At 35.5% G+C, this 23,236-nt stretch carries 20 protein-coding genes; 1 reads left to right on the top strand and 19 read right to left on the bottom strand.

Annotation, left to right across the window (positions count from 1 at the left end):
- Position 1: 1 nt before the first annotated feature.
- From ASF92_RS02150 to ASF92_RS02115, 8 genes are all read right to left on the bottom strand, one after another.
- Positions 2-685: a cytidylyltransferase domain-containing protein gene (locus tag ASF92_RS02150; protein WP_056087148.1), complete on the bottom strand. Its 684-nt coding sequence runs from the start codon at positions 683-685 to the stop codon at positions 2-4.
- Entirely contained in the window at positions 685-1,638 is a 954-nt protein-coding gene (locus ASF92_RS02145) for a D-isomer specific 2-hydroxyacid dehydrogenase family protein (RefSeq protein WP_056087145.1), read from the bottom strand. Before ASF92_RS02145 ends, ASF92_RS02150 begins: the two co-directional genes overlap by 1 nt.
- A complete protein-coding gene (gene neuC, locus ASF92_RS02140) occupies positions 1,638-2,795 on the bottom strand; it encodes a UDP-N-acetylglucosamine 2-epimerase (RefSeq protein ID WP_197413210.1) in 1,158 nt (385 codons plus the stop codon). The genes ASF92_RS02145 and neuC overlap by 1 nt, the downstream gene beginning before the upstream one ends.
- Positions 2,782-3,786, bottom strand: coding sequence for an N-acetylneuraminate synthase family protein (locus ASF92_RS02135; RefSeq protein WP_056087140.1), 1,005 nt, complete (start codon positions 3,784-3,786; stop codon positions 2,782-2,784). Before ASF92_RS02135 ends, neuC begins: the two co-directional genes overlap by 14 nt.
- Before the next feature lie 7 nt (positions 3,787-3,793).
- Positions 3,794-5,086, bottom strand: coding sequence for a nucleotide sugar dehydrogenase (locus tag ASF92_RS02130; protein ID WP_369817082.1), 1,293 nt, complete (start codon positions 5,084-5,086; stop codon positions 3,794-3,796).
- Between the two features lies 1 nt (position 5,087).
- Positions 5,088-7,421: a tyrosine-protein kinase gene (locus ASF92_RS02125; protein ID WP_056087135.1), complete on the bottom strand. Its 2,334-nt coding sequence runs from the start codon at positions 7,419-7,421 to the stop codon at positions 5,088-5,090.
- Positions 7,422-7,467: 46 nt separating this feature from the next.
- The gene (locus ASF92_RS02120; protein WP_056087132.1) at positions 7,468-8,274 is read right to left on the bottom strand and encodes a polysaccharide biosynthesis/export family protein; all 807 of its coding nucleotides are present in this window, start codon (positions 8,272-8,274) and stop codon (positions 7,468-7,470) included.
- Positions 8,275-8,420: 146 nt separating this feature from the next.
- The gene (locus ASF92_RS02115; protein WP_056087130.1) at positions 8,421-10,145 is read right to left on the bottom strand and encodes a capsule assembly Wzi family protein; all 1,725 of its coding nucleotides are present in this window, start codon (positions 10,143-10,145) and stop codon (positions 8,421-8,423) included.
- A gap of 266 nt (positions 10,146-10,411) precedes the next feature.
- On the opposite strand from ASF92_RS02115, the gene ASF92_RS02110 reads away from it, so the two are divergent.
- The gene (locus ASF92_RS02110; protein ID WP_056087127.1) at positions 10,412-11,146 is read left to right on the top strand and encodes a polysaccharide deacetylase family protein; all 735 of its coding nucleotides are present in this window, start codon (positions 10,412-10,414) and stop codon (positions 11,144-11,146) included.
- Here the strand turns inward: ASF92_RS02110 and ASF92_RS02105 are convergent.
- From ASF92_RS02105 to ASF92_RS02055, 11 genes are read right to left on the bottom strand one after another with little or no spacing between them, the layout of a single operon-like run.
- Complete coding sequence (locus tag ASF92_RS02105) at positions 11,136-11,759, bottom strand: trans-aconitate 2-methyltransferase (protein WP_056087124.1); 624 nt, start codon at positions 11,757-11,759, stop codon at positions 11,136-11,138. The two genes, ASF92_RS02110 and ASF92_RS02105, sit on opposite strands and share 11 nt — an antisense overlap.
- A gap of 43 nt (positions 11,760-11,802) precedes the next feature.
- Positions 11,803-13,455, bottom strand: a complete 1,653-nt coding sequence (locus tag ASF92_RS02100; protein WP_231729722.1) for a gliding motility protein RemB — start codon at positions 13,453-13,455, stop codon at positions 11,803-11,805.
- Entirely contained in the window at positions 13,421-15,364 is a 1,944-nt protein-coding gene (locus tag ASF92_RS02095; RefSeq protein ID WP_056087120.1) for a nucleoside-diphosphate sugar epimerase/dehydratase, read from the bottom strand. The genes ASF92_RS02100 and ASF92_RS02095 overlap by 35 nt, the downstream gene beginning before the upstream one ends.
- Before the next feature lie 15 nt (positions 15,365-15,379).
- Positions 15,380-16,354 (bottom strand): glycosyltransferase family 4 protein, encoded by a 975-nt coding sequence (locus ASF92_RS02090; RefSeq protein WP_056087115.1) that lies wholly within the window; start codon positions 16,352-16,354, stop codon positions 15,380-15,382.
- A complete protein-coding gene (locus ASF92_RS02085; protein WP_056087111.1) occupies positions 16,351-17,238 on the bottom strand; it encodes an NAD(P)-dependent oxidoreductase in 888 nt (295 codons plus the stop codon). The genes ASF92_RS02090 and ASF92_RS02085 overlap by 4 nt, the downstream gene beginning before the upstream one ends.
- Positions 17,235-17,981, bottom strand: coding sequence for a glycosyltransferase family 2 protein (locus ASF92_RS02080; protein ID WP_056087108.1), 747 nt, complete (start codon positions 17,979-17,981; stop codon positions 17,235-17,237). Before ASF92_RS02080 ends, ASF92_RS02085 begins: the two co-directional genes overlap by 4 nt.
- On the bottom strand, positions 17,978-19,018 hold the full coding sequence (locus ASF92_RS02075) for a glycosyltransferase family 1 protein (RefSeq protein WP_056087107.1): 1,041 nt from the start codon (positions 19,016-19,018) through the stop codon (positions 17,978-17,980). The genes ASF92_RS02080 and ASF92_RS02075 overlap by 4 nt, the downstream gene beginning before the upstream one ends.
- A complete protein-coding gene (locus ASF92_RS02070; protein WP_056087104.1) occupies positions 19,015-20,001 on the bottom strand; it encodes a glycosyltransferase family 2 protein in 987 nt (328 codons plus the stop codon). Before ASF92_RS02070 ends, ASF92_RS02075 begins: the two co-directional genes overlap by 4 nt.
- Position 20,002: 1 nt before the next feature.
- On the bottom strand, positions 20,003-21,304 hold the full coding sequence (locus ASF92_RS02065) for an O-antigen polymerase (RefSeq protein WP_056087101.1): 1,302 nt from the start codon (positions 21,302-21,304) through the stop codon (positions 20,003-20,005).
- Positions 21,304-22,248 carry a glycosyltransferase family A protein gene (locus tag ASF92_RS02060; protein WP_056087098.1) on the bottom strand — a complete coding sequence of 315 codons (945 nt, stop codon included), beginning with the start codon at positions 22,246-22,248 and terminating at the stop codon, positions 21,304-21,306. Before ASF92_RS02060 ends, ASF92_RS02065 begins: the two co-directional genes overlap by 1 nt.
- Entirely contained in the window at positions 22,245-23,222 is a 978-nt protein-coding gene (locus tag ASF92_RS02055) for a glycosyltransferase (protein ID WP_056087094.1), read from the bottom strand. The genes ASF92_RS02060 and ASF92_RS02055 overlap by 4 nt, the downstream gene beginning before the upstream one ends.
- Positions 23,223-23,236: the final 14 nt, after the last annotated feature.

Here is a 23,236-nt window from a genome sequence, read left to right as displayed (position 1 = left end):
TTTAATACCTGGTTAAAAGAAATTCAGCGAAATCAAAATCGAGTTGATCATTGATATCTATAGACCTTTCTGCTGGCATTTCATACCCTAAACAAGGTTCTGCTATAATTTTATTGAGCTTTTTTATGGTATCTATATGACTAAGGTAAATTGAACAGTTTCTTACATGAACCTCAGCCATAAATTGATATGCTGTTGCCTTCTCTTCACCAAAATAATCTTTCAAAATCCCGTCATCGACTAATAATTTGAACTTGTCAGGATGATACATGTGATTAACTTTCACAACACTCACCACTGTTGCTGGTTTTTTCTCTTTGAATAATTTGACGCACGCTGAAATATCTTCCATCAAAGTAAATGGAGATGTTGGTTGTAAGATTAAAACGGCTTCATATTCATCCTTTAACAGCGATAAAGTATAATTTACATAGTCAATTGCAGGAGATTCATCCGCGGCAAGTTCATCTGGACGTAAAAAAAAACTTACTCTTTCATATTTTTCTGCAATTTGCTGAATAGTCGAATCATCTGTACTCACCACAACATCATATTCATTAGGCAAATTGTTAGCCAATTTAATTGTATGTTCTATTAGTGGAAGTCCATTAAAAAGTTTAACATTTTTACCTGGCAACCGTTTAGAGTTCTTACGAGCGGGAATAATCGTTAAAATCTTTTTCATTACACTTCATTTTTAATTAGATCCAACAATTCATTGGTAATAATCTCTTCAGTTTTGTGACTAGAATCTATGGTACAACCGCCAATATGTGGGGTAATGATTAAATTACTATGGTGATTTGCGTAGGCTACAAGTGGATTTTTAGGATTAAATCCCAATTCCTCATTAACCACATCAATGGCAGCACCGCCAATAACTTTATTTTCAAGTGCAACGAGCAAATCTGCTTCATTCACTAATTGTCCCCTTGAAGTATTAATGAAAACAGGTTGTTTTGTAGCCAACATTAAATTACTGCTATTGATCAGCTGAATATTGCTTTCCTGATAATCGACATGTAACGTTATGATCTCATTGTTTAAAAAGATGTCGTTTATACTCGAAGCTCTTTCAAAATGAGAAGGTAATTCGACAGCATTTTTTTCATATACCTGCACGATTGCGCCAAAAGTATGGAAATAGTTTGAAACAATACTTCCCAACCTACCATATCCAATTATACCTACTTTTTTTCCAAATATATCCCTCCCTCTAAATAGGTCTCTATTCCATATTCCACTTTTAGTGCTTTCAATAGCCGGAATAATATTCCTTAACAAAGTTAAGGTTAGTGCCATAGTGAGTTCGGCGGTTGCACGAATGTCTTTTAACAGTTCTTTCTTGTTTTTAAAAGAAATAATTTGAATCTGATGTTTATAACATGCTTGTTCATCAACGTGATCTATCCCTGTTGCAGGAATTAAGATAAATCTACATTTAATAGAATTACATTCATCGAGCAATTTAGCGTCAATCTTCACGCCCAATCTCATGTAAATAAGACTGTATTTTTCTAAAGCTTCCCTGATTGATATATTGTCCTTATTTAGTGAAACCTCAAAACCATGTTCAGTTAAGGTTGCAATAACTTTAGCTGAAAAATCCAGGGGCTCAAAAATAAGTACGGTTTTCATTAGTATGATAATTGTTTATGAAAGTTTAAAGGCGCTTCAGCAATCACCTGAGCTATTTTCTCTCCTGCCTGCCCATCGCCATAAATAAATGAACTTTCATATTTACCATGGTTAATTTGTAATTGGATAGCTGCTTTTAATTCTGCCTCATCATGCGCCACATCTTTCACATTATCTCCTCTTTCTCTTCCACTTTGTCTTGAGCCTATGTTAATTACGGGAACCCCCAAATAAGCACTTTCTCTAATTCCCACACTAGAATTACCAATTAAACATGCCGACTTTTTCAATAGCATCAAAAAATCTTGAGGTTCCATATTCTTTAGAAAGAAAATATTTGATGTGGTATGTTTTTCTCTAAAAATCCTAATTCCTTTTGATGTACCATCAGAACCAGCATCAACATTTGGCCAAAACCACATGGTTGGAATTCCTGATTCGTGAACTGCATTTAACGTAACTTCTATTTGGTTTCTGGAGCTTTCATACTCCGTAGTTACCGGGTGTTGGAGTACAACTAAAAATGGTTTGTTTATGTCTATTTTATTTCCTACGCCCTGGTATTTTTCTAACAATTCATTTGTGAATTCCGAATCGAGTTCTTTGGCAATATCTATCGAAGGGCATCCTGTTAAATATACAGATGTCTCATGCTCTCCCATTTTAATCACTCTTTCTTTCGCTTTTGGTGATGCAACGAGATGAAGATCAGCTAATTTTGTAATCGCATGTCTAACTTTTTCATCAATATTTCCGGTTACTTCTCCTCCTTGAATATGGATCAGTGGAATATTCATATATGAAGCAGCAATTGCTGTAGCGATTGTTTCAAATCGATCTGCAATTGTAACGACTGCATCAGGTTTTAAACGCTCAAAAACCGGCGCAAGTTCAACAATACCAATACCAGTAGTTCTTGCAGCCGAAGTTAAGTTTTCGCCTTCTATGATATTGAAAACTTTGGCATTAATATCAAAACCATCCTGTTCTATAATCAGATGAGCTGATCCATAACGTTCAAGCAATGCAGATGCAGCCAATACAATCTGCAATTCAATATTAGGATGTTTCTGTAGTGCTATTAACGCTGTTTTTATTCGGCTATAGCTTGGCCTAGCTGTGATTACGACACAAATCTTTCTTTTAGTTAACATCATCAAAGTTTAAAAAATCGTTCCTATTCATCTCTCTTGATAGTGTTTTACCTATAATTTTTTCAAATTCAATAGCGTCGACGCCAAACCCGGCAGGTTTTTTTGACTCCAGGTCGTCGATAGTCAATATATGACCTGCATGCAAATCTTTATTTATAGCTATAGATTTACCAAACATGTTCCTCAATGTTTGAAGTTTAGCGCTATCTTTAGTTACAGGATTCGAAACTGCAATCTCTAAAAATTTTAATCCTTCTACTAACTGTTTGATCGATCCAATATCAAGAGATGCAATACTATCTGGTCCAAACATTTTTTTATCAAAAACAGCATGGAATTCAAAAATTGTGGCACCCAAAGCTGCTGCTGCTAAACAAGGGTAAATAGTTCCAGAATGATCCGAAATGCCATATGGCAAATTAAATTGTCTTCCATATTCCGGTACCACATTCAATCCAACATGTTCTGGGGGAGTAGGGTACATTGTTGTGCATTGCAATAAAGATATGTCGGTTATACCTTCTGATAAATAATTTATAGCCGCCGCCAGATTTTCAAAATCGCTTAATCCTGATGATAAGATAACTGGCTTACCAATTGACCTTATTTTATTAAGCATCAGCTTATTAGATATTTCTCCAGAAGCAATTTTATACCTCTTAACGTTGAGATTTTCAAGTAAATTCACAGCCTCAATAGAAAACGGTGATGAAATAAATTCTACACCTTTATCATCGCAGTGCTGCTTTATTCCTAACCACTGGTCGGCTGTAAATTCCATTCTTTTCCAATAGTCATATCTCGTTTTATCGACATAACTGAAAGGAACACGAAATGGCTCGTGCATGCTGCTTTCTGCATCTGCTATATGAGTCTGAAATTTGATTGCATTAACGCCAGTATCGGCTAATGCATCTATATAAGAGTGTAGAATTCCTAAGCTACCATCGTGTGCCTGCCCTATCTCAGCAATAATTAAAAATTTATTATTCATACTAAAATTACAAGCGACCGTCAACTAATGAACGATCGAGAAATGATTTAATATCAAAAATAATACTCGTTTCACTCGCTTTAATCCCCGGATAATTAATATCCTTGAATTCTTTATGACTTACCGCTAATACTATTAAATCATAGTCAGTACTGATGCGATCAATCAAATTTATATTATACTCTTCCTTGACCTGAATCTTGTCAGCATGAGGGTCATAAACTGAGACATTTAATCCAAATTGATTTAATTCATTAAAAATATCAATAACCCTGGAATTGCGTATATCTGGACAATCTTCTTTAAATGTCATCCCTAGTATAAGCGCCTTTGCACCATTTATTCTATGTCCTTTATTAATCATGAGTTTAATGGCTTTGTTTGCTACAAACATCCCCATATTATCATTGACTCTTCTTCCCGATAAAATAACTTGAGGGTGATATCCTAAAGATTCAGCCTTATGGGCTAAATAATAAGGATCAACTCCGATGCAATGACCTCCAACAAGACCTGGCTTATACTTTAAGAAGTTCCACTTTGTTCCGGCAGCTTCAATAACATCCTGTGTATCAATACCAATTCTGTCAAAAATTAGAGCAAGTTCGTTAACGAATGAAATATTGACATCACGTTGTGCATTTTCAATTGCTTTACTGGCTTCAGCAACCTTTATACTGGCAGCTTTATAGGTGCCTGCAACAATTATGCTAGAATAAAGCTCATCTACAATATCAGCTACTTCAGGTGTAGAGCCTGAGGTAACTTTCATAATTTTTGTTAAAGTATTAACTTTATCACCTGGGTTTATGCGCTCTGGAGAATACCCGCAAAAAAAGCCTGAATTGTACTTGAGCCCAGAAAATTTTTCAAGGATTGGAACGCACTCTTCCTCTGTACAACCAGGATATACAGTTGACTCGTATATTACGATATCACCCTCACTTAAAACTTTCCCCAACATCGTTGACGCATTTATCAAAGGAGCTAAATCGGGAGCCTTAAATTGATTTATAGGAGTGGGAACTGTAACAATGTATATGTTACAATCAGCAAGCGAACTAGTTTCATAAGAAAATTCTAATCCATTAGATGTAGAACTACTATTTAATAAATCGTGTAATATCGTCAGGTCTGCTTCTTTAGTTGAATCATTTCCTGATTTTAATTCATTAATTCGGTTGGCGTTAATATCAAATCCAATAACATTAAACTTTTTTCCAAATTCTAATGCTAAAGGTAATCCTACATACCCTAAGCCGATAATTGCAATTTTATAAGGTTTTTCCAATTTTATAATCCTAATTTCCCAACTTTAAATATTTCAAAATTCTATTGTACCAAGGTAACTTTGTCTCAACGCCATAATTACCGTAGCCATAACCATAACCGTAAGATTTACTATTAATATCATTTACGACAATTCCCATGTTTTTCATTTTCCCTGAAGTATACAAATCGTCTGCTATAGCTAAATGATCTTTTTTAGTTACCCTTTGGCGTACCAAATATAATGTAACATCAGCATAATCTGCTAAAAGTTGTGCATCAGTTATAATACCTACAGGTGGTGCGTCCATAATTATGTAATCAAATTCTTTTTTCAATGCATCAATTAACTCCTTGGTGTATTCGCTCATCAATGTTTCTGCCGGATTTGGTGGCAATGGACCAGAAGAAATTATAAACATATTGCTATTTATAGATAATGGCTTAACAATATCTTCAATCTTAACTGATCGATCGATTGTGTAATTACTAAATCCAACCTTATTAGAAACTCCTAGTTTTCCTGATAAACCAGGTTTACGCAAATCCAGTTCCATCAGCAAAACTTTTTTTCCGGTTAGAGCGAAAATATTTCCTAAGTTTATAGCGGTAAAGGATTTACCTTCTCCGGAAACACTGGAAGTTAGGAGAATTATCTTTTCATTTTCATTTTTAAGATAAAAAGAAAGATTTGTTCGCAACGCCCGGTACTGTTCTGATATTGCAGATCTTCCTTTATTTGCAACTACCAGATTATTAATATCTTCATTATGGCTGATCTCCCCGATAACAGGAACATTTGTACGGCTTGTTATATCTTCTTTACCAGTGATAGTAGTACTAAATTGAGCTATACTCAGGATTAATAAGATTGGGATAGCAATCCCGAAAACCAATCCAATTATCATTATAACGTCTTTCTTAGGGGCTACGGATTGAAATTCAGCCTTTGGAGGATCAATAGTCTTCGCAATTGAAATGTTAGAAGTCTTAGAAATCAAGGTTTCTTCCGCTTTCTGCATCAGAAAAATATATAATTCCTGTTTAATCTGTTGATTTCTAGCAAGAATTAAATAGTTTTTTTCAATTTGAGGAACCTCACCTACCCTATTTTCGATTTGACCTAGTTGAGCGACCAATTTATTCCTTGTAACTACTAAAGTATTTTTAGTGCTTTGAACATTCCCTAAAATACCATTTCTTAAACTGCGTATTTGATTATCTATATTAATTATAAAGGGACTTTCTTCAGTAACACTCAATAGTTGCTTGTCACGCTCAACCAGTAGTGCATTATATTGATTCATTAGGCCAGAGAAAACCATGTCAGATGGAAGAAGAGATGTCGGAAAAACCCGTTTATTTTTATTTTCATCTTTCAAATACTTTTCCAGGTCATTCACTACTTCAACTTGAACCTCAGCTTTTGCCAACTCATTCCTTAAAGCACTGGTTGTTTGCACCAACATCTTACTTTGTTCAGATAAGTCAGTAAGTTCATTGGATTGCTTAAATGATTGTTGCTTATTTTCAACATCTCCCAACTCACGGGCAATTACGGCAAGTCTATTTTGTATAAACTTAGTTGTTGAATCCGCGATGGTATTTTTATCTTCAATATTCGATTCATTATAACGGGTGATTAATGCATTCAAAATATCTTCACCCTTTTTTGGTAGCGAATATTGCAATCCTAACTCAATAATACTGACTTGTTTATTCGAAACCGAAGCAGAAAGCGAGGCCATAAGCGCTGCCACCCGCTGGTCAATTGAAAAAATTGTTGCTGAAAATCTTTTATCAGGTATGGTTTTATTATTAGTACGGATGATCTGTAATTTTCCGACACCATTAATATCAAATATTTCGTTCCAGTTTACATGCTTATCTAAATCAACCCCCGAGATTTCTAAACCATTATCTGTTGCTTTATCTACATTTAGTGTAATCGTTTTTATAGTATCAACCCCTTTTATGAGCTTAATTTTAAATGGGGCCTCATTGATTTCCCGAAGAATCAATTTACTTTTTTCATAATAAACAATATTCAGTTCCATCTGCCTAACAACCTGTTCCATAAGAAACCTGGTTTTCAAAATCTCTACTTCATTGTCGACAGAACTTTTACCTCCAATAAGCCCTCCAAAATCCATCAACGGACTCGCTTTTGCGCTTAAACTCCCTCCCTTGTCGTTATCATTTACAAGTAATTTTGCATTAATTTGATATACTGGGGCAGTATACTTAATATAGATATAGGCTATTGATAAACAGAAAAGCACGCTAATGATAAACCAGGGCCATTTATCTGTTAATTTTGATATCAAACTTTTAATGTTAATTGTTTCTTCAGCAGAAGCGTCCATGTTTGATGGGTAACTAGAATTATTGTTCATCTAAGAAAATATACAATTATTTAAAAACTGAAATTGCAACAACCAATACTGATATAATTGAAGTAATAACACCAATTGTCTGAATCTGCGCAGCATTATTAGCAGAAACTCTGGCTTTATTAGGCTCTACATATATTACATCGTTTTGTTGCAGATAATAGAAAGGGCTACTAAACACTTTTGAAGAATTTAAGTTCAGTCTGGCGAACTCTTTTTTTCCATTACTATCCCGAACTACAAGAATATTATCCCTCCGGCCATAAATTGTCAAATCTCCAGCTAAACTCAATGCATCTAAAATACTAACCTTCTCATTAGGAAGCGTATACGCAGACGGTGCATTAACCTCGCCCAATACACTAACCTTAAAGTTTGAAAATCTTAACTGTACATTCGGCTCTTTATAATATACACTAACTTTTTCGCGTATTAATTCCCGGGCTTGATAAGTGGTTAACCCAGAAACCTTAACTTTACCTACTAAAGATATTTCGATATCCCCATCCTTATCTACTAAAAAACCAGTATTTTGAGTTGAAAGACTATTGTTCGTATTACCTCCAAGCGCTGGAGTATTCGCTGCCTGATTAACAACAACTCCACTTTGAGGATTTAAAGTAAAAATATTGACACTTAATATATCATCGGGTTGAATAGTTGGTTCTACAAATTTTGTAGCATTTTCTAGTTGAGCCTGATCAACAGTTTGAATGTCTTGAAAATATGCTATTTTTTTGTTGCTCACACATGATGTAAGGATAGTAAACAAAACCAATAATAAATAGTAAATACCTCTATCTTTGGCTGGTAGATTGTTATTCATAGGTAAGGTGAATTAATTGACTGGTAATAGTTTTAAACTAATCACTCAATTTTATACATTAAATGCCGCAAAGTTAATCATTTAATTGTAATTGTGAGGGATGAGTTAGCTACATTTGATTTATCTGTGGATTGGAAACCGGTAGCTTAATTTATTAAATAAACTAATCCTAATTTAAAATGTAGATTATTTACATCTTGCTTATTCCAATTCCAATAATTCCCTGGAGGTGTACTATCTTGCCATTGATATTGGTAATTCAAAGACCTTATGTAAGTTAACTGTGCGTTGGCCACGAATTGTTTGAAGTTCCATGAAAAATTACCACCGAAAGAAAGATCTACCCAATGCCTGTTGATATACTGACTTTTATCTGCGGAAGAGGATGCAAAATCATAAAACAAGTCATTATTGTTTACTAACCGTTCAAGCTGCAGACCAATTCTCTTTAGTCCTTTTACCCAGCTAACATTTAATGATTGCATATTACTTCCCGGTCCAATTCCCGCGCCAATAACCTGACCTTTATTTGTATATCCATCCGGAACTAAAGGATGGCTGTACCAACCGAGAGTTGCACGAGTATCTTTTGTGGTTGCTTTTTGCATTTGCGTAAACTCCAGGCCAATTTGTACGCTTTCATCAGGCCTCATTAAAGGAACTAATTTTCGAAAACCCACGATGTAAGCCCTCGTATGCTCCGGTTCAACAAAAGCATCTCGGGTATCTTGAGCGTGGTCATTTCTACCAAACTGAACGTAAACTTCTGCTTTACTTTCAGGCATAACATAACGTGCAAAAAATGATATATACTGATCTCTTGCTGCTAACTCATCTAAATTTTGTCCACTTTCATTTTCCCCATAACTTTGTTTTTCAACAGCTCCGAAGATTGGAAAATAATCTGAAAAACCGTTACCCATATTAGAGTGGTTGACAATAAAAGACCGGTCAAATCCCAGAAATAATCCAGGTATCCACTTAGGTTGATATGTCAAGACAATTCCTGAAAAATAACGCCAATCATATGGGCGGGTTTTTGATTCATTTATAATTGCTTGTGGTAATCCCGCTTGATCTAGTAAATTGACACCAGATTGTTCTAACCGCCCTCCTACGATTTGCGCTTCAAATGAGCCAATATACGTTTTAACAGGCCTTATCGTATTCAAGGTTAAATGTCTGAACCCTGATGCATTATTACTCATTAATAATGAGTTACGAACACCAGGGCCCCACCACAAATTTTCGTTAGAAAATCCTGCAGATACTGGGCCAAATGTCAGCCTGACGCTGCTTTGTCCTAAACTAAATTTGCTATAGCTTCCATCGTTGGGACGATCCGGGAGGTCAATATTATTATAATAAATAGTTACAGGTGTATTCCAGTACACACCATTTGGTGCATCCGCTAAGCGCTGAAAACCTTTATTTTCAGCATATACGTATTCTGGTCTGAATTGAATACTTAGTGGCCCAACCTTCGCATAAATTCCGGCAGAAATCTGAGTTTGATACCCTTTTGCCTGAACCATAGAACCATCGTTCATCCCATATGGGTGATGCGAATTAAATTGTTGCTGCCAGGCCACAGGCAAGGCATAAACTTCTGTCTTGAATTTTGGATTAGCATACAATAATTTTCTAAAGCTATTTACCGAAAAAGCAGAATCCAGCTGTAGGTTATGTTTAGCCGACATAAACATTGGCCGAATCATGTAAGAGCTATTAGAGGAATCTTTCCCCAACAGTTGCTGCCTTCTGTATGCATCCTCAACGTTTTCAAGAATTCCAACCGGTAAAGTTTGTGCAATAACATTACTATGGCTTACAAGAAATACCAAAAACAGGTAAAGTAATGGTTTATTCATAGGTTTTTGAGTGTATAACGTTAAAATGTCCGCTAAGGTATAGAAAGTTTGTTAACACTAAAACGATTTTTTTTTCTTTTGACCATCATAGGCATAACCTTTATAGTATTGATTTTGCTAAATTCCACCCACGATATCATGACACATCAACCATAGCAATAAAAAATCTAACGATTACGAGGTTTTCAACGATATATTCCGTTTATTTGGGCCTGATAAGATTTTAGCTTAGATTGACTCCGGAGAAATTGACAATACCTATTATAATGCTGCACCATGTCGCAGATCAACCGCATTCAAGCTTGAAAAAATGGTGCATTAGTCATAATAAATTTCTTGAACTTTTAGACCAGATTGAGCAAAAAGGGTTGGTACCAACAACCTTTCGGGAAATCGTTGAATTAAACCTCAATGAATCTGGCTTGAAAGATAAGGTTATAATTAGTTTCGATGATTGTTCTGCGGCTCTATTCGACTTTGCCATTCCGGAACTGTTAAAAAGAAAGTTTAAAGCAGTTTTTTACATGCCATCAGCACATATCGGCGATTTAAACATCTGGGACATCGAAGAGCATGCTATGGAAAGCGTAAGTTTAATGAACGAGACTCAGCTACAGCAATTAGTTGTGCTTGGAATGGAGGTTGGGAGCCATGGCGAGAAACACCTTAGATTAGATTCAGTAAATGAGCAATTAGCATTCGATGATATGCTAAACTCTAAAAAAACTTTGGAGAAATTACTGGACACTAAAATATATTCTTTCGCTTTTCCATATGGTAAAATGCCGGCAAACCATAAGAAAATGTTGAGAAAAGCCGGTTATCAATATGGCTTATCTATTTACACCGCTTTTGAAACAAATTACGCTTTACGCAGATTCGCTATAAATGAGAAAGATGGTAAAGAGGCCATAGATTTGAAGTTAAGTGGAAAATACAGACTCATGCGTTTCTTTTACGACCCTATTTTTTTACTAAAGAATAGCTTCTTTAAGGCTTAAAAATACAAATCCTCCATTTTTGCCCGTTTTCATTCGTCACTTCTTCCCAGTCTAAAAACGTGTACTTTTCAGAAAATCTTTTCCAAAGCTGCGCATGTTCAGCATAATAGAACATGGAGATGATTACATATCCACCCGGATTTAAAGTTTTATCAAGATAGGATTGCAGTTGTTCAACAGGCTTTTTAAAATAGTAAACACATTCGTTGAAAATAACAAAATCAAATCTTTCAGCCGGGGTAGACTTATTGAAATCCATTTGCTCAAAACGATAAGGGGGGAAAGCTTTTCTAGCTTGTTCAACAGCATTTTCTGAAATATCAAAACCCAGGTAATTGTCAGGGTTTTTAATATCTGACTTAAGGTAATGAAACAAGACCCCTTGCCCACAACCCGCATCGAGTACACTGCCTGCTCCGTATTGCTTATAAAATTTAACGATTGATTTATAGTGAAGAGATTCCGTTTCTGAGTAAAGATAATCCCAGGCACCATTTTTAAACTGCTCTTCCCATACATTTTTACCAACCGGACTTCCGATTCCAAAACGATATAAAAACTTCCTAATGAACTTTTGTCTGAAATAGTAATAAACTTTCTCTGCGGTAATCATATGTTTCTAATTTAATCTGTAAAAGGAATTTATATTTACGAATCTAAAAATCCTGATAAAGATTTCTAAATGTACTACGCAAGCCAAAGGTAATGAGAGAAGTGTTTTGAATGCGTACTTCCGAAGATTCCCTTCTTAGCACACCACCCAGTTCGGCTCTTAAATTGTATTTTGGATTTAACAGGTAAGATACTTTTGCCTCTCCAAAAAAGAGGTTAGTTTTAATGCCCTGGCTTATTGTATTTCCATAATCCTGAACCCTGGTTCCATATGGAAGAAAAATATTCTTTCCATAGTTCAATCCTGCCGGATCAAGACCATAATTGGCATAACTCAATTGGCCTTGCAGGTCGAAACGTTTATAACTATAGTTCATTATGCCCAAAAATTCCCTGAAGTTTGCACCAAAAGGGTGTGCCAATGGCTGGTTCATGGCAGCATAATTAGAAACCCGGTCGAAATGGGCATAAGTATATGGGCGGGCGGTGTTAAATTCAGCAAGGTAATTTAAATTTTTCACCTTAAACAAATCAGAGCCCCTAAAACCGATCTGCATGGCCCATTTATTAGCCCAGTAACCGTTACCGGCAAACACTTCTTTTGCGGTAAATTCATCGAACATAAACTGGCTATAAAGCGTGGTTTTATCAAGTGCCTCGTATTTTAAGTTGATACCTAAGCGCATCTTATCAGGTGAGTTTGTGTTTGCGCCTTCAACGGAACGCAGAAATATAAACGGGTGAACGTAATTGAAATCAAAACCCCTTTTCCCTTCTACTTCAGCATCTGCCCAGGTAACCGCCTGAAAAAAACCCGCTGAAAATCGTCTTGTGATGTTCCAATCTAAATAGTGCGCAGCCATCCATTTGCCCCGATCGCCTAAACGTCTGTCGGTAGTTAATTTTTCAGCACCAGGATCCAACATATAGGCAAAAATGGTTTGGTATTGAACGTTACCCAACGTGGCTCTTAGCCTTAAAAAAGAATAATTTGCAGCAACGTCCGACAATAACATAGACCGATAACCATCACCAATAAAGTTTTTATCATAGCCCAATGCAATGTTTATGTGTTTATTTGCCGTATAGGAAAGGAGGGCCGTTGCATACGACCAATCTTTTGTTTTCCCATCGAGTTTGCCGGTCATTTCACTTGGCACGACCTGATTTGTATTGATGAAATCGGTAATGTAATTTGCAAAAACACCTTGATTCTCGTATGCATTTGCATAAAACGAGAACTTTTCGCCAACGTTCCCGCCTATCTGGAAACCTCTTGTATTTTTCCATGTCGTTTTACTTTCATTAAACTCGCGTCCGATTTGAAAATCAGGTAAAAAATCTGCATAAACGACAAAGTCATCGCCGGTAAAATTTATAAGATGTTCTTCAGTAAGTTTTCTTCTAACCCAGCTTCTTTTATTCAGGGTATCAACACCTAATCGCATTAAGCTTTTAAACTGGTTGTTTAGCGTACTATCGTCACTGTAATAACCTTTAATCGAACTGTGAAAACGGGAGTTCACATCGTAAACAGATTTATTTATTTTTTGGTAAAACTGAAAAGAATAAGGGATATTTTGATTTGGAGTTTGTGCCTGTGCGAACTGAAGGTTCAAAACAAACAAAATGGCCAGGGAAAAAACAAATCTAAAAATGGTTTTAGTTTGTTTCATCGGCATGGTCGAGTTCTTCATAAATAGAATTGTTGCTTTTATATTCCTGTACCAGTTCTTTCATCATTACGACCACTTGTCGGTTTTCATTTAATTTGGCACAGTCAATTAATTTGTAAATGTGTTTTTCGACATCATTGAATACATATTCCCGTACCTTACCGATCATAATTTTATGGTGGTGGGTAGGCATTGTATTTTCATTATCATTCAAAAGTTCTTCAAATAATTTTTCTCCTGGTCTTAATCCGGTATATTGAATTTTGATATCCTGATTTGGAATCAAACCGGCCAATCTGATCATTTTTTTGGCTAATTCTACAATCTTAACCGATTTACCCATATCAAAGATAAATATCTCACCTCCCGAGCCCATATTACCCGCTTCCAACACCAATCGACAGGCTTCGGGAATGGTCATGAAATACCGGGTTATTTCGGGATGCGTAACTGTTACGGGCCCTCCCTTTTCGATTTGTTGCTTAAACCTTGGAATAACTGAACCGCTTGAACCCAAAACATTTCCGAAGCGAGTAGTAATAAACTTAGTAATTGGTTTCACTTCAATTTCATTGATATAACTTAAACCATTACTAAAAATATGATTGTGATCACTAAGGGTATTATTTAAGGATTGCACATAAATTTCTGCAATACGTTTAGACGCACCCATAACATTTGTTGGGTTTACGGCTTTATCTGTCGAAATCATTACAAACTTACGTACGCCATACTTAATTGATAAATCTGCAACAATTTTAGTTCCGGCCACATTTGTTTTTATGGCTTCACTTGGATTGTCTTCCATCAAAGGCACATGCTTATAAGCGGCGGCATGATAAACATATTGGGGCTTGTAGGTTTTAAAAAGGTGCTCCATTCTTTTATGGTCTCTCACATCACCTACGAATGCGTGAAAATTATAGCTGTGGTTATTTTCTTCAAGCTCCAGGTAAAGCTCATGTAAGGCGGTTTCAGACTGGTCGTTTAGTATGATCAAGCTGGGTTCAAACTTTAGCAGCTGCCTTACAATTTCGCTTCCGATAGAACCAGCTGCTCCTGTAATTAAAACCCTTTTATTTCTTAACTGATTTCTGATGCCTTCAATATCAATTTCGATAGTTTTTCGATTCAAAAGGTCTTCGATATTAATATTTTGTATTTGAGAAGTTTGCAGCTTGCCGTCAATCAAAACACTAGATGGCGGAATGTTTAAAACCGTTACATCATGCTCCAAACAGGCGTCGACAATTTCATTCTTCCTATCAACGGGAATACTGTATGCCGCAAAAATAACTTCATCAACCTGGTGCTCAGCTATGATCTTCTCTAAGTTTTTACCCTCCAGAATACGAATACCATCGATTGTTTTTCCAACCTTACGTTCATCGTCATCAACAAAGGCAATAATATTTTTATTAACACGGTTATCGTGATCGAAAGTACGTTTCGTAGCCACGCCGGCCTCGCCTGCACCATAAATAATTACCCGGAGTTTATCGAGGTGCAGGTTTTTAATATAAATGAAAAAGTATTTAGCTAAAATCCTATACGTAATGAGCATTACGAAGCTGACAAGACCATTTACAACAATTATAATATTAGATATGAATTGTTGATTTATAAAAAAACTTGTAAGTAGATTTACGCCAAAAAGGATGAAATTACTTGTGAAAACAGCAAAAAGAATTCTAAAAGTGTCCTGCGCACTTGTGTAGCGGATAATCCCTGAATAAGATTTAACGTTCAAAAAGACGCCTATATTTATTAAGATCGTAATGAGCACATTACGACCGAAAGATGTTAATTCAAGGCCGGAAAAATCAAAATTATATTTGATAAAATAGGCTATTCCGAAAGAGATCAGGCATATAATCAAATCAATGATAAATATAAGCCAGCGGGGTACGATATTGATTTTGCTAAACAAAGTATTTCTTAGTTATTAGTCTATATCAGCATTCTTTGTTAATCTACGATAACCTTCGAAAACAAAACGCAATATAACAATAAACATGCCCAATATCAATAAAGTTACAACAAGATAGGTTAAAGAGCTGAATGGAAAGCGAATTAAACTAAAGTTAACTCCTGATTGCAGCAAACTGTATAAGATGGCGACCGCTAAATGAGGCATTTTTTTCTCATTTACTAGAAACTGATAAAAATGTGTGCGGTGTGCCTCGAAAATATTTTCTTTTCGGATTAATCTAAACATTATGGTACTAACAACATCCAAACCATAAACTAAAAGTAGCATAATGTAAGCGATGTTTTGAGTTCTTATTATTAATTGCAGCAGAAAAAAAACTAATATAAATGCAAGGCTTACGCTACCAACGTCGCCGGCAAAACATTTAGCTTTTTTACGAAAATTGAAAAAATTGAAGACAAGAACCGCCATTATTGCACAAAGAATTAGGTTCGAATCGGTAAACTTCGCTGTCTGATTAATATATAAAAGCGAAACGAGCGTTATCAAACCATATCCCCCCGTTATTCCATTGATGCCGTCCATAAAATTGACAGCGTTTATTGTACCAATCACAAAGAAGAAAGCCATAGAGATAAAATACCATTGCAATTCAAAAACCTGTAATTGATAAAAGAGTAATGCAACGGCAACTAAGTGAAAAAGCAGCCGGGTTCGATTCGCTACTGGTTTGACATCATCGATAAAACTAATGAGGCTTATTAAAATCAAACCCGCTAAAAACCAGAAATTTTGAAATCCAAAAAATGGAAATTGAATTAAAATGGCAATTGGAAAGATAATTCCACCACCCCTTATGATGTGATCTGCATGGGAGCTCCTTTTGTTCGGCTTATCAATTATTTTAAATTTCTCTGCTGTTTTAATATAGACCAGCATAAGAAGAAAGAGCACCGCAAGAAAAATCAAGAAGATGGTATAATTCATATTTTAAATTGTACAATTACCGGTTCCGGATTCCATCCTAACGCTGTTCTTGCTTTATCATCTGCAAAGGTAAGATCTTTAGTGATTTTACTGAGTTTTTTGCTGTTAATTGGTGCTTTACTGCCCATCAAATCGCCACCTAAGGCCATCAGGTTTGCAAACCAAAGCGGGATGTCGAAAGGTTTAGGCCTATTTAACTGCTTTGCTATAACTTCAGAAAGTTCTGCAAAAGAAGGGTGATGACCATCAGTGAGATTATAAATACCACCTTTTTGTGAAGCCTTTAAAATTATTGAGGCAACATCTTCCCGCATGACCATGCTTTTTTTTGCTTTTCCTCCGGCGATATTTACATAATACCCCTTCTGAATTCCCTTTATCATTGAGCGAAGATTTCCCGGAGGATTTGAGCCGGCCAAAAGCGGTAAACGCAAAATTGTACAGTTAACTCTATTTAATTTACACCAGTCGATGATGAGCTTTTCCGCTTCAATTTTACTTTTACCATAAGCATCGTTGGCAGACAATGGAAAACTTTCATCTATGAGAATGCCTTCCTCAGCACCATAAACAGCAATTGAGCTTATAAAAACAAATGACTTTGGTAAACCGGCAGAACGTTCCAGGGCCATTAGCAAATTCCCAGTGCCCTTAACATTAACATCAAAAAATTCCTTTTCCTGTGCTTTGGTTTTCGGTACGGAATGCGCTTTCCCGGCTGCGTGAATAACTAAACCGGCCTCAGGCAAAACAGGAATATCTTTTTCGAGATGCGCAATTACCTCACAATTACTTCTACCGATGGTGATTACCTCATTACCCGCAAAATGACGTTGAATAGCTAATCCCAAAAAACCTGTAGCGCCGGTTAAAAGAATTCTCATTTTATAAATTGAATTAATCGTTTAAGTATCCTTTTAGGCATAAGTAAGAACGGCACTTTCAAATGATTAACTTTCCATGCTATAAGAATTTCTTTGTTACCATCGATAATATTTTTCACGCTGCCATTAGTCGCACCGCCCAATCGCATTTTCACAAATAACTTGTCAACATATTTACTGTTGAAATTATGTAATTTAAACAGGCGTAGCATAAATTCATAATCTGCCGCCAACCTCATCTTTTGATTAAAGGTGCCTACCACAGCATAAACTTCTTTCCTTAGAAATAAAGATGGATGCGGAGGGACGTGGCCATCCTCAAAAAAATTTGGGTAGTAACTTTCGGATTGCCACTTCCGGACAACCTGATTTAAATCATCATTTTTCACATAAACCAGGTTTCCGTAAACCAAATCAATTGTTGGCTCATTAAACTCCTGCATGATATTGTTCAATACATTATTATCTGCATACACATCATCAGAATTTAATATGCCTATTACCTCTCCCGTTGCTAAAGCGATGCCTTTATTCATTGCATCGTATATTCCCCCATCAGGCTCTGATACAATTCTACTGATAGATAAGGCATATTTGTTAATGATTTCGAGGGTGTTGTCCGTCGATTTTCCATCAATAATAATATATTCTACATCCTTATAAGTCTGATTTAATACAGATTCAATTGCCGTAGAAATTGTCACCTCGTTATTAAAAACAACTGTTATAATGGATATTTTCATAAACCTAAACTTTGATAAACTGCTTTTGTTTCAGCATAACTTTTTTCCCAGGAAAACTTCTGAGCCTGTAAAAATCCTTTATCAACAATTTCCTGTCGCTGAGCATCAACAGTATTAATGGCTTGAGCAAACTGTTGAAGATCTAAATCGTTAACCAGTATTCCGGCATCACCAGCTACTTCAGGAATTGATGAGGTATTCAATGCAATAAAAGGCACGCCGGCTTTCATAGCTTCCAACAATGGAATGCCAAATCCTTCATACGCCGATGGATAAATTACAGAAAAAGCATTGTTGTACAATTCATTAAGCGATTGATTATCAATACCCGAAAAGAGCTTCCATTTTCCTTTCAACTTATTGTTTAATTCATCCGTCTCTTTTTTATTCAGTATAGAACCAACAATAAACAAATCAAAATCGCTCTGTTGCTTAACCACATCAATTGTAAAGCTGAAATTTTTATAATAAGCTCTTGAACCTATAAATAGTAAATATGGTTTCTGGCTACTGGCTTTATTTTTTAAAGGAAAAAAATCTTCTGAAACACCATTGTAGATAACATCTATATTTTCTGAAGATAGCCCTGGATGAAATTCAAGCAAATCGCGTTTCGTATTTTCTGAAACAGTTATAATTTTAGCCGCAGCATTTATAGATTTATTTTTCTGATGCAAGTGAAGGTATCGCCTGATGCCTCCGTAAAATTTTTCGTGCACAAAATCATGAATGGTCACCACCTGCTTTGCTTTTGGGTTACTCGTTACCCGATTATAGCTGGAGTGAAAAACAAACTCAGTTTCAAAAGGCAACGGAATACGTTGAAAACGGCTGATAAGTGTCTGTTTGCTTTTGTACCGGAAAATTTTATCCTGCGGAATAGACAGGGCTTTTCTCGCTACATTATGATTTATAGATTCAGTAAAAGAAATATCTTCCTTGTCTCGTAGCATCCTCGAAGTTAATTCTGACCAATAAGTGGAAATTCCACCTGCACGTTGCAGACTGTATATCAGATTATCATAATGTATTTTCATTCTTCAGAAGAATTATAAATATTATTAATAACCTCTTTACGGTAAAGAAATAATGTATAAATATAAACCAGGTTCTTTCCAAGGCCAACTTTAAATATCCCAAATTTAAGAAGCGTTTTGAGCAATTTAAAAAAACCGGCCTGATAAGAACTTAAAAAACCAGCAACCATCCTTTTATTTTCCGGAGACAGCCCTTCAGAATAACGTTCATAAAATGACTTAATAAGCGCATAATTTTGAGTTAGCGGTTTAACCATGACAGATGGGTTTTTAAAATAGCGCTTGTAACGACTAGATAAACCCATGTTTTTTACATTTCCACTAACATTATTTTGATGCTGTCGGTATAGGACCAAATCTTTATTTATTAAAGAAACGCGACCAAAAGCGCTAACAACCAAAGCAATGTAATAATCATGATTTACAGATTCTGGTGGAATGTGCTTTATCAAGTCTACTGCTGCCCAATTTAAAATCATAGTGCAGCCCCATGCATAATTTTCGTTAAGTAAAACCTTCAGATTCAGATCAGCTGGTAATTTTAATAGCTTGTCAATCGGACTATCTTCTTCATCAATAAATTTAAAACCACTGTATTTTACCAACGGAGTGTTAAAACCATAAGCTTTTTCATCTTCCTTAATCTCCTTTAAAGAAAGTTCAATCTTATCTGGCAACCATATATCATCCTGGTCGGCAAAGAGCATATATTGCTTGTTTTCCTGATATGCCCAATCAAACAGCTGTGAAAAATTTCTGCATGCGGTACCATGTAAGTTGCCAAACTCTAATTGTGTTATCCTTGCATCCTTTTCAGCATAGTCTGCAATTATGGTTTGAGTTAAATCCGTAGAATCATCATCTCTTATTATCAACTCCCAATTTTGATAAGTTTGAGCTAATATACTTTCCAGTTGAGCAGTCAGATATTTATCGCCATTATATGTGGCCATTAATATTGTTAACAATGGTAGCTCATTCATGTTATTTTATTGCAATTCGATTTATAATGAAGAAAAAAGCCACAAAGAACATGTGAAAGAAATTGGTGAAAGCGCACATAAAAATACAAAACATAAACAGAGACCACTCAACGATGTAATATTCTCCATTTTTCGCCAGGTAATTTTTGAAAGAATTCATTGAAAATAAACCATACAAAAAGTTTAAACCGATTACACCAAACCATCTGAAATCCAGGTAAGGGTCGACAATATAGGTGGCAATTTTGGTATAAGAGCTGTACAATAATGGGTATAAAGCATTTTTGTCTACTGGTAAGAGTGTCATTACAGGTCTTGCGGTATAAGCTCCATAACTTACATAACCATCGCGAATGGCATCATGAACAATGGCATCACCTGCTGAGAAGTTAACACCACCATATAGTGAAAGATAGGTTTCGAGAATATTGGTAGGCTTAGTTATATCTCCGTAATCTCTTAGGAAATCGTTTACTGAAATGGAGTTGGCATTTTGATCAGAACTGCTTCTTAATTGTCCTAAAACGATAAACAAAACCACGCAAACCGCACCTATAGAAAACAACCTTAAAAATGGAATACGTTTATAATAACTGTAAGCCATTAATAACGAAAAGAAAAACAAAACGATGATTTGCCTGCTGAAAAAGTTTAAAATGATAAATCCACAAACGCAGGTGAGTAATAAAAATTGCCAGAAACGTATCGTACCCTTTTTATACGTTATGAAAAACATAGCCGGTAAAACGGAATTCAAAACTATAAAATTATGTAATGGTGTTACTTCATTCTCATTAAGATCTTCATAAACAGCCGCATTGGCAAGATTGAAAACAGGCAAATAACCTAACTGGCCTACTTCCAATACAAATACGCCAATTCCCGCAACGAATAAAAAGAGTAAGAAAAACAGGCTGATTCTTTGACTCAGCGGGGGGATAATATTTTGAAGACTAAATGCAAAAGTTTTCATAGCCACCAAACCCCCTATGATAAATGAAGCAATACTAAGCGTAATTATCAAAATAAAATTTAAATCATAGCCTACTTGCCTGTCAGAAATGATTAAAAATGAAAACCCGGCTATATAAATGAAAAAACTATATATGGTAAAGGGGTTAATGAACTGCTTAAACTTCACAACAGAAAAAACAGATACAGACTCAGCAAGAACTAAAAAAATACCATAAGGAATTAATTCTTCCAAAGTACAACCCCAGGATGCATACCTGCTTATCAATAATACATCGACTATTAAAAGCGCACAGATTATAAGTATGAGTACATAAGACTTGTTTTCCATTAAGATATTGCACTTTTATAAATCCTTACACCTAATTTAAATAGTGCTCTTGTTAATAAACTGAACTCACCAACGGGATTTTCAGCAAAACTACTTAAAATATATTTCATGCCATTAGCGATACTAAGAGAACGAACCTGATGTAAGGCATGTAAATCTAAGTTTAACTTTCTCAATTGTCTTAATTCCGTATTTGCTTCAAAACTTTTCAATGCTGTTTCAATCTGTCCACGCACAATAACCTCACCTTCGAACATTTTTGAATGATTGTTCATCGCACTTGCACGATGAACCCTGATGCTTGTATATGACTTAATATTGTCGTCGTAAACAAACTTTCTACAGATTAAACCAACTTTAAACCAAAGTAACCAATCTTCATTATTTTTCAGTTCAGCATCAAACAGACCGGCTTCAAGAAGAATGTCCTTTTTTACCAGCGGGCTACCTATGGTTACAATATTATTTTTAACAATTCGCTTCAGAAGATCAGAACCATAAAGTGTTTCTTCAGCTAAAAAACCACTGGGGTACCTATTTATTAACTTCCTTTCTGATTTATCATCAATAAAGAACACCGACTTTGAAAAAACTAAATCTGCAATAGCTGATTCAAGAAGTGAAACCTGAACCGATAATTTATCTACGCTTATCAAATCGTCGGCATCTAAAAACTGAATATACTTTCCTGCAGCAATATTAACTCCTGTATTTTTGGCAGCAGATGTACCTTCGTTAACTTTTTTGATGTAGGTAAATGAATATGTGGAATGGCAGTTAATAAAATCATTAACTATATCTTCCGTATTATCCGTCGAACCATCATCAACAATTATACACTCCCAGCTATCGTAACTTTGACGTAAAACACTTTCAAGGGTTTCGGTTATAAGCTTAGCGTAATTGTAGGTAGGAATAATGATGCTGACTAATGGTTTACTCATAAAACCTCCTCAATTTTAGCTTTCATAACTGACCATCTGTTTTGCCACTGATGTTTAGCTAAAACTTCTTTATAGTTTCTTTCAATTATAGGCAGGTAGCTTTCATAGTTGTCCAGAATCTCAATGATTTGAGATGAAGCATTTTCCATATCGATTTCCACAACCGGATTGTATCCGAATATCTCTTCCATATCTGACGGCAAAGAACCCACTACTAAACATTTAGAGGCCATGGCTTGCAAATACCTTAGCGTCATTGAAGAAATAAATTCAGATCGCTCCGGATTGGTAATATTTGAGGGAACACAAATTACTATTTTAGAAGATGCCAACGCATCTGTAAACGCTGGTTTATCAGCAAAAAGAAAATACTTATCAGGCGTTCTGTACACATGATTCTTTTTATTCAAAGCTAATGTGTCCTTTATTAACTCGTGATATTCATCGTACATTCGGCCAAACTCAAGCACGTCTATTTTGCGGTCAAGATAATTTTTATAAAAATAATCTCCGGCAACAAGCGCCTCAGGAATCCACATTGCTTTACATTTGATATGACCATACTTTTCATTAAATATCTCCAACACCTGTTTTGAAGAAAAAAATACGTATTTCACTCTAAAAAAATCAAGCAGAGGAAATATCCAGGAATGAAATCTTGGCCATACATCATACATGTAAATAAAATTATTTGATGATGAAAACGCAGAAGGAATTAACAACCTAAAATCGCCACTAATCATGGATGCAAAATTTACTACCTGCCGATCATAAATCTTTGGCTGCAACTTAAAAAGCTTTGGAAAAAGAATCAGTTTCTGAACTAGAAATGTTTTAAAACGGGAAAATTTAACCAGAATGCGTTGGGCATTAAAGCCTGCAGAATCTTGTTCAATTGTACGGTATAGCTCATCAATACAATCAAGAAAATATTCATCATCGTTGGATTGCAGCAATCGCATTTTTATTCCCATAGATTACAAATGTG

It is taken from the genome of Pedobacter sp. Leaf176 (genome assembly GCF_001424305.1).
In the GTDB taxonomy this organism is placed as follows: Bacteria; Bacteroidota; Bacteroidia; order Sphingobacteriales; family Sphingobacteriaceae; genus Pedobacter.
Note: the sequence above shows the minus strand (reverse complement) of the source record. Positions and strands in the feature narration are given on the sequence as shown.

Excerpts from the sequence above, each read along its gene's own strand:
- ASF92_RS02150 (WP_056087148.1), bottom strand. The coding sequence starts at position 685 with ATGAAAAAGATTTTAACGATTATTCCCGCTCGTAAGAACTCTAAACGG.
- ASF92_RS02145 (WP_056087145.1), bottom strand. The coding sequence starts at position 1,638 with ATGAAAACCGTACTTATTTTTGAGCCCCTGGATTTTTCAGCTAAAGTT.
- neuC (WP_197413210.1), bottom strand. The coding sequence starts at position 2,795 with ATGATGTTAACTAAAAGAAAGATTTGTGTCGTAATCACAGCTAGGCCA.
- ASF92_RS02135 (WP_056087140.1), bottom strand. The coding sequence starts at position 3,786 with ATGAATAATAAATTTTTAATTATTGCTGAGATAGGGCAGGCACACGAT.
- ASF92_RS02125 (WP_056087135.1), bottom strand. The coding sequence starts at position 7,421 with ATGGACGCTTCTGCTGAAGAAACAATTAACATTAAAAGTTTGATATCA.
- ASF92_RS02120 (WP_056087132.1), bottom strand. The coding sequence starts at position 8,274 with ATGAATAACAATCTACCAGCCAAAGATAGAGGTATTTACTATTTATTA.
- ASF92_RS02115 (WP_056087130.1), bottom strand. The coding sequence starts at position 10,145 with ATGAATAAACCATTACTTTACCTGTTTTTGGTATTTCTTGTAAGCCAT.
- ASF92_RS02110 (WP_056087127.1), top strand. The coding sequence starts at position 10,412 with ATGCTGCACCATGTCGCAGATCAACCGCATTCAAGCTTGAAAAAATGG.
- ASF92_RS02105 (WP_056087124.1), bottom strand. The coding sequence starts at position 11,759 with ATGATTACCGCAGAGAAAGTTTATTACTATTTCAGACAAAAGTTCATT.
- ASF92_RS02100 (WP_231729722.1), bottom strand. The coding sequence starts at position 13,455 with ATGAAGAACTCGACCATGCCGATGAAACAAACTAAAACCATTTTTAGA.
- ASF92_RS02090 (WP_056087115.1), bottom strand. The coding sequence starts at position 16,354 with ATGAATTATACCATCTTCTTGATTTTTCTTGCGGTGCTCTTTCTTCTT.
- ASF92_RS02085 (WP_056087111.1), bottom strand. The coding sequence starts at position 17,238 with ATGAGAATTCTTTTAACCGGCGCTACAGGTTTTTTGGGATTAGCTATT.
- ASF92_RS02080 (WP_056087108.1), bottom strand. The coding sequence starts at position 17,981 with ATGAAAATATCCATTATAACAGTTGTTTTTAATAACGAGGTGACAATT.
- ASF92_RS02075 (WP_056087107.1), bottom strand. The coding sequence starts at position 19,018 with ATGAAAATACATTATGATAATCTGATATACAGTCTGCAACGTGCAGGT.
- ASF92_RS02070 (WP_056087104.1), bottom strand. The coding sequence starts at position 20,001 with ATGAATGAGCTACCATTGTTAACAATATTAATGGCCACATATAATGGC.
- ASF92_RS02065 (WP_056087101.1), bottom strand. The coding sequence starts at position 21,304 with ATGGAAAACAAGTCTTATGTACTCATACTTATAATCTGTGCGCTTTTA.
- ASF92_RS02060 (WP_056087098.1), bottom strand. The coding sequence starts at position 22,248 with ATGAGTAAACCATTAGTCAGCATCATTATTCCTACCTACAATTACGCT.
- ASF92_RS02055 (WP_056087094.1), bottom strand. The coding sequence starts at position 23,222 with ATGGGAATAAAAATGCGATTGCTGCAATCCAACGATGATGAATATTTT.